A 10,698-nucleotide genomic window follows, 5' to 3' on the forward strand; every position below is an offset into this window, starting at 1 on the left:
ACCTTATATCTCATTTGCTATACATTTTGGAGGCATGAAATTTAACGGATACGAATATAAATACTTTGATAAAGATGATGTATTTGTTCGTAAAGACTATGTTTTAAAATATAAAAAGAATAATTTAGAAACTTTTATAAAAATAATTAACGCTATGTAAATAATTACGTTTACATTTGTCAAACAAAACAAATAGAAATTATGGAAGAAAATAAAAAACCAGAGAATCCTAGTGTTTATCCAGACCCAATGAGAGGAGCGGAGCAAAGTTGTTCAAATCAAAATCCTTGGCAATTAGAATCAGGAATGACATTAAGAGATTATTTTGCAGCTAAAGCTATGCAATATTTTATAAGTGCTAATAACGGTAATTTTTCAGAAAATGACGCTTCGCAAATATTCTATATTGCCGACGCAATGTTAAAACAACGAGAACTATGACAAGACTATCTACATTAAGAAAACGCAGAGAAACACTAATAGCTGCCAATAACATGAACCACTATAGTATGACTAACAACCCGAAGATAGAAAAGTATTTCCGTTGTTTGCTGACTCTCAAAAAAGAGATAAACGAAATAGAATGTATAAATACACAAGGAATGCGACACTTAGGAATGACGGTAAAAGATTTACGTAACTTAACACAACCTAGATAATGAAACCAGGATATACAATTAAGAATCATATTTGGAAGGGTGCTACATGCTTTATACTATTTAATTGGCATCACGATAATACAATTGAATTGCACGGACGAACAAGTAAATCAGTAGAATATTCTTCTGTAGGAATCTGGAAACTTAAAAAACTAAAATCATGAACCTAGACGACGAAAGAGTAAATATGATTTTCAAAACATTCATTTACACAATAACAATAATAATTTTAATTTTTACATTATGGGTAATATACCAACACTAGAAGAAGTAAAAGAGTATTTTAAGAATGTCGAGACAGTTGAGTGTTTGTCAGAAAAAGTTTCAGAAGATATTTCGAAAAATGTTACAGAAGAAATAAATTTATGGAATAATGAATATTGGATAAGAACTAAAGAATCAGCAAAAGGATGTGGAAGCGTAGAGATTTGGAATTGTAAAAAAGGCTATTCCAAAATATTAACTCACAAACAACCAACCTACACAATCACAAAAGATATTATAGAAAAGTATCAAATGAAAGATGAATTTCCAGATGTGTTTGAAGTGAAATTGGAAGTTGGGAGGTGGTATAAAGTAATTGATAAAAACGGTCAATTTAAATCTAATGAATTTGCAATTATATTTTTTGACAATAATGAAAATCACTTTGGATTTGGATATTACGGCACTTGGACAACTACTTTTAAAAACCTTAAAAAAGTTATAGAAAGAAATACAGACGAGGTCACAGAAGCCACAGAACAAGAAGTATTTGAAGCCTTGAAAAATGAAGCTGTGAAGAATTATAAAATAGGACAGTATATTTTTGATGAATGGAGTAAAATACAAGCTACTATAGAAAGATTAGATAAGTTTGATTTTTCATATAAAACGCTATTTGTTTTAAATGATAATAATTCAAAAACAGCATTATTTTGTAACGGCAAATGGGCAACAATAATTCCAACACTCACAAAAAAAGAAGCAGAAGAAAAACTTAATTGTAAAATAATTTAATTATGAGTAATAGAATAATAAACCACGAAACAATCTTCGAAATGGAAGCGAGATTGAAAGTTGAAGCTAAGAAATTGGCTAAAGAGCATATAGATACGAAACCTATTAAATATTTATTGAAATAACTAACTTTTACCCTTAATCTATTATTAAGGGTTTTTTTGTATATTTGTGTAAATTAAATATAATGGCACTTACTGAAAAACAAGAGGCGTTCTGCCAAGCATATATAGAATTAGGGGACAAAAGCAAAGCCTATAGACATGCTTATGATGCTGATTCTATGAACTCTAATAGCGTTGCTGTAGCTGGTAACGAAGCGTTTAAAAACCCTAATGTGTCCCTAAGAATTGAAGAACTTCAAAATGAAATAAGGGAACGAAACAAAGTTAAAATTGACGATGTTTTAAGCGTTCTTGCTGATATGATAAGGTTCGATATATCAGAGCTTTACGACGAAAATGACAACCTAAAGTCTATACACGACATTCCAAAATCGCACAGACAAATGATTTCGTCATTAAAAACAGACCATTTGTATGGGGGTAAAGAAATAATAGGAGAAACAAAAGAAGTAAAAACACTTAATAAACTTGATGTTATTGAAAAGTTTATGAAGCATTTAGGCGCTTATGAAAAAGACAATGGACAGAAGCAAACAAATATTACAGTCAGTCCTTTAATGCCAGATGAAATAAAAAAAATAAATGATAGCCTCGAATCTACTTACTAACGAACAAAAAGTTATAAAAGTAAAATGCGAGAATGATTTATTATTTTTCACTCGTTATATTTACAAAGAAAACCACAGGCGCAATTTTATAGTTGCGCCTCATTTTGTTTTAATATCTGAGTTTCTTACTAAAGTATTTAGTGGTGAAATTAAAAGAGGTATTATTAATATTCCTCCACGTTATGGAAAAACCGAACTAGCTGTAAAATGTTTTATTTCTTGGTGTTTAGCTAAAAACTCACAAGCTAAATTCATTCACCTTTCTTATTCTGACGATTTAGCGTTAGACAATTCCAGCCAAACAAAGGAATACATTGAAAGCGAATCATTTCAAGAACTATGGGGTATGAAATTAAAGAAAGATGCTCAAGGGAAAAAGAAGTGGTTTAATGAGCAAGGCGGAGGAGTTTACGCTACTGCTTCGGGTGGAGCTATTACGGGATTTGGAGCAGGAGTTGCTGAAAGTACAATGTTTGCAGGAGCAATTATTATTGATGATCCATTAAAGCCTGACGATGCCAATTCAGACGCTAAAAGGAATGCGGTTAACGAAAGGTACAACTCTACGATAAGAAGCCGTGTAAACGACAGGGAAACTCCTATAATTGTAATTATGCAAAGATTACATGAAGAAGATTTAAGCGGCTTTCTTTTAAATGGTGGATCTGGTGAAGAATGGGAACATTTATGTTTACCTGCATTAGACGAAGGAAACAAACCTTTATGGGAAGAAAAGCATAATTTCAATGAATTAGAACAAATCAGACAAGCAAACCGTTATAACTTTGCTGGTCAATATATGCAAACTCCTTCACCTGCTGAGGGTGGGGAATGGAGAAAGGATTGGTTTAAAATAGTTGACAAATCAGAAGTGCCTTTAGACTCTTTGAATTGGGAGTTGTTTATTGATGGCGCGTATACAAAAGACACCAAAAACGACCCTAGCGGCTTTCAAATTGGTGCAAAATGGAATAACGATTATGTTATACTTTCAAGTATCGATAAATATTTAGAAATGCCAGAGTTATTGAAGTTTTTACCAAATCATATAGCAGTAAGTGGCGTTAAGGTTAATTTATCTTTAGTAGAGCCAAAAGCTAGTGGTAAATCATTAGTTCAGATAGTAAGGCAACAAACAAATATAAGTATTGCAGAAATAAAGAGTACCTTTGTAAATACTTCTAAAATAGAGAATGCCAGGGCGTGTTCTCACTTTATCGAGGGCGGACGGGTGATATTAGTTAAGGGATCGTGGAATGAAGCATTCTTACATCAAATAGCAATATTTCCTAATGGAAAGCACGATGAACATATAGATTTGACATGTTACGGTATAGAGCGAAATTTAATAGGTAGTAATTTTTTCTTTTTCTAACATTATTTTTATTATTTTTGACGTATGGCAAACATTATTCAGAGACTTTTCGGAAAGACAGATATAAAAAACGTATTTAACAATGCTTTTTTTCAGTGGTTAGGAGGTGGATTTACAAATTACGACTCACATAACAAAACTTATTTAGAAAAAGGATATAATACAAATCCTGATGTTTATGCTATTATAAATAAACAAACAGTTAAAACAGTATCAGTTCCGTACTGCATTAAGGAAATTGAAAGCGATAACGATTATAGGAAATTACAGTCTTTGGAATTATCGACTAAAGGAAATTTGTCGTTGTTGCAGTTAGTAAAAAAACGTGCGCTAGAGAATAAAGCATACTCGGATAAAGAAAAATCATTTCCATTAGAACAACCAAACCCTACTCAAACATGGGCAGATATTTTCGGATTATTTAAAACCTATATGAAGATTACAGGAAACTATTATTTATACATAATGTCTCCAGAAGATGGATTAAATGCTAATGTGCCAATGATGGTTTATGCGTTACCTGCTCACTTAATGCAAATTGTATTAAAGCCTAATGCAGGAATGTTGACTACTGAAAAACCTATAGATCATTATTTATTGATTGAAGGGAATCAGTCAATAAAATTTATGGCTAAAGATATTATTCACGTTAAGTATTCAAACCCTAACTTTGATTTACAAGGTTCTCACTTGTACGGCATGAGTCCTTTACGTTCAGCATTAAGAAATATAAACAGCCAAAACTCTGCAATTGACACAAATATAAAAACATTGCAATCTGCTGGAGCTTTTGGTTTTGTTTATGGAAAGGGCACTCCTTGGACTAACGAGCAAGCAGCATCAATGAAAGAAAAACTTATTGAAATGGATGCGAGTCCAGAACGTTTGGCAAAGATTGCAGGGGCTTCTGGCGAGGTAGGATTTCAAAGAATATCATTGACTACAGACGAATTAAAACCGTTTGACTACTTAAATTGGGATAGAAAAACAATATGCAACGTATTGAATTTCCCTAGTAAGTTATTGAATGAAGATAATACTGGAGCGTTAAGTAATAACGATACTGCAGACGCAAGAAAACAACTGATTACCGACGATATTAAGCCTGATTTAGTATTATTACAAGACGCTTTGAATAAAGATTTTATACCACGTTTCAAAGGGTATGAAAAATCTATTGTTGAATGGGACGTAACAGAATTACCAGAAATGCAGGTTGATATGAAAATACAAGCCGAGGCATTGAATTTAATACCCGTTACGCCTAATGAAAAAAGAACAGTGTTTGGTTATGAGACTTTAGAAGATGACGGAATGGATGTTGTTTGGATGCCTAATAATGTTCAAAGAATTGACGACGTAAGCGAGGGAGTAATGAATGATGCAAATAAACTATAAATATGAGACTATTAAAAAGAATTTTTCAATACGCTACTGGATTTCACAGAATACATCATATAAAAGAATCTTATGGGTTTAAGATACCTTTTATTAATTACGGGTATTTTGATAAAAATGGGATACAAAAGATAGATAAAATGTATCATAACTGTACCGTTACGGAGATATATTAAATAATGGACTACCAAAAACTACATAAAATCTACGAACGAAAAGCGTATAGAATCGTACAGAAGCATGTCGCAAAGATATTGCTAGGTATTCCGTTTTCAAACGTTTCATTGAACACTTATGAAGCAACGATTAAATCAAATATAACTAAAGAACAAATATATTCCATGTACCGTGAATTATACGAAACAATAGGAATTACTCACGGTAATAGAATTAATAAAGAGATTGAAAAGGTAAAAAAAGCAAATGTTTTGTTTAATGAGTTATTGTTAAGAGAAATTTTACTATTTTTGTCTACAGATGGAGGTGTGAAGATTACAAGTGTACGAGATACGTTAGCAAGTGACATTATTAAAACTATTAAAGATAGTTTAGGAGATAATGCAACTATTGTAGATTTACAAAATGCTATTTATTCATTAATAAGTAAATCGCAAAGCTTCTATAAATGGCAAGCGTTAAGAATTGCAAGAACTGAAACTACAAGCGCAAGTAATTTAGCAGCTATGAAAGCAGCAGAAGAAAGCGATTTGGTAATGCAAAAGATGTGGATTAGTGTACAAGATAATAGAACACGAATAACGCCTTTCGATCATTTAGATATGAATGGTGTTAAACAGGATTTAGAAAAGCCTTTTTTTGTAGGAGGTCAAAATATACAGTATCCAGGCGATATAAAAGCAAGTCCTGGTAATGTAATTAATTGCAGATGTACAATTGCATTTATTCCTAAGCGTGATGCCGATGGAATGTTAATAGTTAAAAATTAAGTAGATGGATTTCAAACAATTATCATACGATTTAAAAGAGTTAGACGATGCTAAAGGCGTTATTGTTGCTTATGCTAATGCTTATAACAATAAGGATTCAGACGGTGACATTTCCGCTTATGGTTCATTTGATAAAACGGTAGGTGAAAATTTTAAACGTATTAGGGTATTGAAAGACCATAACCCTACTATGATGGTTGGGGTGCCCTTGGTTATTGATGCTAAAAATAGTTACGGATTGCTAACTACAACTCAGTTTAACATGAACAAACCATTAGGTAAAGATATGTTTACTGATGTAAAATTAATGCATGAGAATAACCTAAATGCAGAGTTAAGTATAGGTTACCAAGTGTTGCAAAGAGATCAAAAGAATAAGTCAATTATTACTGAATATAAGTTAATGGAGTATTCTTTTTTATCCTCTTGGGGGGCAAATGAATTAAGTACGGTACAAGGAATAAAAGGAGTGCAATCTCATTACGGAATAATGGAATTAGTACAAAAAGCATACAATTTAGACTATTCAGACGAACGTTTAAGACAGTTCGAAACAATATTAAAATCACTTTCTAACGAGCCGTCAAAAGATGACACTTTGAATGACAAGCCGATTATTTTAGACACGTTAAAATCATTTTCACAATCATTAAAATTAAAATAATGGACGAATTATTAAAAGCCGAATTGGCTAACATCAAAACAGGCTTAGAAACAAAAACAGCCTTAGAGGTTAAATCGCAAATCGATGCGTTCGAAGCGAAAGTAAATACAGAATTCAAATCTGCTAACGCAATTGAATTGAAATCAGTAAAAGAAGAGTTACAAGGTAAACTTGACGCTTTGCAAGCACACGCTGATAAACTTGATTTGAAACTTCAAGAAAAAGGTACAGCAGCAAATGTAAAAAGCTACGATGCAGTAATGCAAAACGCTTTGAAAGATAATTTTGATTCAGTATCAAAAGTTACTAAAGGTAAAAGTACTTCTTTAGAAATTAAAGCAGTTGGAAATATGACTATAGCTACAAACCTTACAGGTTCAGCAGTAGCAACTGTTCAAGATGGCGTTTCAATTGTTCCAAGTCAAAAAATTAACTTTACTGACTTAGTACCTACAGTAAATAGTGCTACTGGTATTTATGTAATTTACCGTGAAACAGGAGCTGAGGGTTCTATCTCTACTCAAACTGAGGGAGCAAGTAAATCACAGCAAGATTACGATCTTACGGCGGTTACTTTTAATGCCGCTTACTTATCTGGATTTACGAGATACAGCAAACAAATGGCACAAGATTTACCATTCTTGCAGTCTTTTCTTCCAATGGCATTGAGAAGAGATTATTTTAAAGCTGAAAATTTACAGTTTTATACTGCGTTAGCTGCTGCCGCAACAGCTTCGACTACTGCAAAAACAGTTGACGTAGAGCAGTTGGTGGATGACATGGGAAGCTTAGAAGCAATTGATTATGATGTTACTGGAATTGTGTTGAACCCTAAAGATTGGGCTAACATCGCAATCACTAAACCAAACGATTATTCTTTGCCAGGCATAGTTACTTTTGTAAACGGTAAATTAGCAATAAATGGGGTTCCTGTTTACAAAGCTTCTTGGGTACCAGTTGACAAGTACTTGATGGGTGATTGGGCTTATGCGAAAAAAATAGCAGTTGACGGTTTAGCAGTTGAGTTCTTTGAACAAGATGCTGATAACGTTACTAAAAACTTGATAACCGCTAGAATAGAGCAGAGAGTGGTTCTAGGTATCGATAGACCAAATGCGTTTATATTAGGAGATTTCGGCAACGTAGTATAGTTTTTTAATTTTTTTTGGTTTTTTAACCCTCTCGTAATTGAGAGGGTTTTTTTTATTATATTTACAACATGGAAATTAAAATCATAAAAAAGTGCAATTTACCGATAGGTAGTATTCACGATTTAGGACAAAAAAGAAACGAGCGAGCTGTCAAGAAAGGACTTGCAGAGTGGAATGAAACAAAAATTAAATCTAAAAAATAATTAATATGGCACAGTTAACAGTTCAAAAAATTGCATTAACAGGAATAACGCCTACTTACAATGTAGCAGCAGTTGCGGGCGATACTTTTGTAAATAATGGAAAAACATTTTTGCACGTAAAAAACGGAGGCGCTTCACCAATAACGGTTACGATTGACAGCAAAGTACTTTCTAATTACGGTACGGATGTAGACGTAGTTGTGAGTGTTCCTGCCGCTAGTGAAAAAATAATAGGGTTGTTTGATGCTGTACGTTTTGACGATTCTTTTGGTATCGCAAATGTTACATATAGCGCAGTAACAACTGTAACGGTAGCAGTTATTTCATATTAAAAATTAAAAAATAATGAGATATCCAGACTGTTTTATAGATCCGTTTTTTTACTTGATGATTATAAATACTATTGTTGGTATATGTATGTTTATAAAACTTTTAAATAAAAAATAATGGCTTACATTGATGTTATAACACTTGAAACCGCAAAGAATTATTTAAAAGTTGATGAAGATTTGACTGATGATGATGCTTTAATTACTTCTATGATTAATGGCGCTTTACGATTTATTGAAAAACGCACTAATCATATTCTGTATATTCAGCAAAGAGTGTATACAGGTAGTTGTCAGGTGAAAGTGTACGATTACCCTATTAACTCAATAGTGACAAATCCCGCGCCTTTTAAAGTTGATTTTTCGTTGTTTACAATTTATCCAGATGTAAAAACAGTTACTTTAAATGTGGGATATGCAGCGAATACCGTGACAGACGAATTAATACAAGCGGCTTTACAAATGATTAAGGTTTGGTATTACGAAAGTGAAAAGCAAGTAAACAGTACGCTTATTCCAGAAAGTGTAATGCAAGTAATTGATATTAATAGAAGGTTTATATGATATCCAGACAATACGATAAGAAAATACAAATCTATCAAACAACATCTACTTCAGACGGGTTTGGGGGAACTATTCCTGTTGATGTATTGATAGGCTCTTTTTGGTCGGAAGTTAAGCAAAATTCAGCTTTTAGAGATACACAAGTCGGAGCAAGTGACATCAAAAATAACTATTCGTTCAAGATACGGTCAACCACAAAGATAACTCCAAGTAATATCGATAATTTATTTATAATGTACCGATTAAAAAAGTATGTTGTAAATGACATTCGATATAATGATGAATTGTTTAGAGAAACTAATATAACAGCCAATGGCATCGGTTAAAGGAACGAGCAAGGTTATTTCTGAACTGCGAAAGTTTGGCAAGGATGCTGAAAAGATTATTGATGCAGAAACCGAAGCTATAGCGTTTCAGATTGAAGGCGACGCAAAGAAATTAGCACCTAAGAATTTCGGTAAATTGGCTCAAAGTATTTCGCACTCAAAACCTAAGCCATTACAAAGAAAAGTAACCGTAAATGAGTTATACGGTGCTTATATGGAATTTGGTACGGGTTCTAAAGTAAATGTTCCTGCAGAATTTCAAGAAATGGCAAAGTCTTTCAAAGGCGCAAAACAAGGAACGTTTCAACAAGGATTAGAGGCTATAAAGGTTTGGTGTAGAGCCAAAGGAATACCAGAAGAAGCAGCATATCCTATATTTGCAAAGATATTAGGTGCAGGGGTCAATCCACAACCTTTTTTATATCCTTCTTGGATTAAGGGTAAAAAAGATTACGTTAAAAACTTAGAAAAATTATTAAGTAAAATGAATAAGAAAATTTAGTATATTTGAAGAATGGTAACAACAAATCCAGATAAACACATTCGCAAAGCCGTACACGACTTAATTAACAACATCGTTGTATCGACTAAGGTTATAAAATCATTCGATAGCAGGGCTACGAATGCGCCTTTAGAGTATGTTTTATTAACTGCTCAAACTAAAGAAATTGAAAAGAGTACTAAATGTGGTTATCGTTGGGAAACATCGTTATTAATTGAGATTTATACAAAATCAACATCGAGTGGCAATACAGGAAGTAGGTTATTATTAAATGATATTGAACAAGCTATTTATACTTTGCTAAATCCAAAAATTACAGTAACAGGATTTACAAACTTAACGCAAAACATTACCTTTGAAAATCAATTAGAAACAATTACCGATACGGAAATTATATTTCGTTCACTTTTAAGATTAAATTTAACACTAATATAAAATATTATGTCAACACCAATTAAAGGAGAATTAGGAATTTTATACGTGCATGACGGCTTAATATACCGTCCTATTGCATGTCTTACAAGCAACATTTTCAGTCCTTCTGTTTCTGTTATTGAGTCTAATACAAAGTGCGACCCTGGGGTTACAATCAAGCAAGCTGGTATTTTTACTTATACCCTAGACGCAGAAGGCGAATATATTGACACTACGTCTGTAGGTGGTGAAATTACAAAGGCTTCACATGATTATTTATTTACTAAAATGGTAGCCAAAGTTTTGGTTACTTGGAAATTAGTAACAGGAGTTACGGGAATCATTTATTATGGTTCTGCAATAATTACAGACTTACCTTTAGATCAAGGAGCAGGAGACGAGTTGAGTACTTTCTCTATTACATTTGAAGGTAG

At 32.7% G+C, this 10,698-nt stretch carries 16 protein-coding genes; all 16 read left to right on the forward strand.

The annotated features are described in order from the left end of the window. Positions 1-201: 201 nt before the first annotated feature. Positions 202-441 (forward strand): hypothetical protein, encoded by a 240-nt coding sequence (locus ACH2BG_RS01310; RefSeq protein ID WP_395045930.1) that lies wholly within the window; start codon positions 202-204, stop codon positions 439-441. Then, positions 438-659 (forward strand): hypothetical protein, encoded by a 222-nt coding sequence (locus ACH2BG_RS01315; RefSeq protein WP_395045931.1) that lies wholly within the window; start codon positions 438-440, stop codon positions 657-659. Before ACH2BG_RS01310 ends, ACH2BG_RS01315 begins: the two co-directional genes overlap by 4 nt. A gap of 243 nt (positions 660-902) precedes the next feature. Next, positions 903-1,658 (forward strand): hypothetical protein, encoded by a 756-nt coding sequence (locus ACH2BG_RS01320; protein WP_395045932.1) that lies wholly within the window; start codon positions 903-905, stop codon positions 1,656-1,658. Positions 1,659-1,660: 2 nt separating this feature from the next. Continuing rightward, positions 1,661-1,783 (forward strand): hypothetical protein, encoded by a 123-nt coding sequence (locus ACH2BG_RS01325; protein ID WP_395045933.1) that lies wholly within the window; start codon positions 1,661-1,663, stop codon positions 1,781-1,783. A 62-nt stretch (positions 1,784-1,845) separates the two neighbouring features. After that, positions 1,846-2,391, forward strand: a complete 546-nt coding sequence (locus ACH2BG_RS01330; RefSeq protein ID WP_395045934.1) for a terminase small subunit — start codon at positions 1,846-1,848, stop codon at positions 2,389-2,391. Then, complete coding sequence (locus ACH2BG_RS01335) at positions 2,366-3,766, forward strand: hypothetical protein (protein WP_395045935.1); 1,401 nt, start codon at positions 2,366-2,368, stop codon at positions 3,764-3,766. The genes ACH2BG_RS01330 and ACH2BG_RS01335 overlap by 26 nt, the downstream gene beginning before the upstream one ends. A 24-nt stretch (positions 3,767-3,790) precedes the next feature. Next, entirely contained in the window at positions 3,791-5,164 is a 1,374-nt protein-coding gene (locus tag ACH2BG_RS01340; protein ID WP_395045936.1) for a phage portal protein, read from the forward strand. Between the two features lie 179 nt (positions 5,165-5,343). Further along, complete coding sequence (locus ACH2BG_RS01345; RefSeq protein WP_395045937.1) at positions 5,344-6,111, forward strand: phage minor head protein; 768 nt, start codon at positions 5,344-5,346, stop codon at positions 6,109-6,111. Between the two features lie 4 nt (positions 6,112-6,115). Then, positions 6,116-6,775 (forward strand): hypothetical protein, encoded by a 660-nt coding sequence (locus tag ACH2BG_RS01350; RefSeq protein WP_395045938.1) that lies wholly within the window; start codon positions 6,116-6,118, stop codon positions 6,773-6,775. After that, a complete protein-coding gene (locus ACH2BG_RS01355) occupies positions 6,775-7,926 on the forward strand; it encodes a phage major capsid protein (protein WP_395045939.1) in 1,152 nt (383 codons plus the stop codon). Before ACH2BG_RS01350 ends, ACH2BG_RS01355 begins: the two co-directional genes overlap by 1 nt. A 208-nt stretch (positions 7,927-8,134) precedes the next feature. Then, positions 8,135-8,461 (forward strand): hypothetical protein, encoded by a 327-nt coding sequence (locus tag ACH2BG_RS01360; RefSeq protein ID WP_395045940.1) that lies wholly within the window; start codon positions 8,135-8,137, stop codon positions 8,459-8,461. Positions 8,462-8,575: 114 nt separating this feature from the next. After that, positions 8,576-9,022: a head-tail connector protein gene (locus ACH2BG_RS01365; RefSeq protein ID WP_395045941.1), complete on the forward strand. Its 447-nt coding sequence runs from the start codon at positions 8,576-8,578 to the stop codon at positions 9,020-9,022. After that, complete coding sequence (locus ACH2BG_RS01370) at positions 9,019-9,348, forward strand: phage head closure protein (protein ID WP_395045942.1); 330 nt, start codon at positions 9,019-9,021, stop codon at positions 9,346-9,348. The genes ACH2BG_RS01365 and ACH2BG_RS01370 overlap by 4 nt, the downstream gene beginning before the upstream one ends. Further along, positions 9,335-9,850, forward strand: coding sequence for an HK97 gp10 family phage protein (locus ACH2BG_RS01375; RefSeq protein ID WP_395045943.1), 516 nt, complete (start codon positions 9,335-9,337; stop codon positions 9,848-9,850). The genes ACH2BG_RS01370 and ACH2BG_RS01375 overlap by 14 nt, the downstream gene beginning before the upstream one ends. 12 nt (positions 9,851-9,862) lie before the next feature. Beyond that, complete coding sequence (locus ACH2BG_RS01380; RefSeq protein WP_395045944.1) at positions 9,863-10,285, forward strand: hypothetical protein; 423 nt, start codon at positions 9,863-9,865, stop codon at positions 10,283-10,285. A gap of 6 nt (positions 10,286-10,291) precedes the next feature. After that, positions 10,292-10,698, forward strand: a 407-nt coding sequence (locus ACH2BG_RS01385; RefSeq protein ID WP_395045945.1) for a hypothetical protein, incomplete at its 3' end; no start/stop codon positions are given.

Origin of the sequence: Flavobacterium sp. (assembly GCF_043779715.1) — a bacterium.
GTDB lineage: Bacteria > Bacteroidota > Bacteroidia > Flavobacteriales > Flavobacteriaceae > Flavobacterium.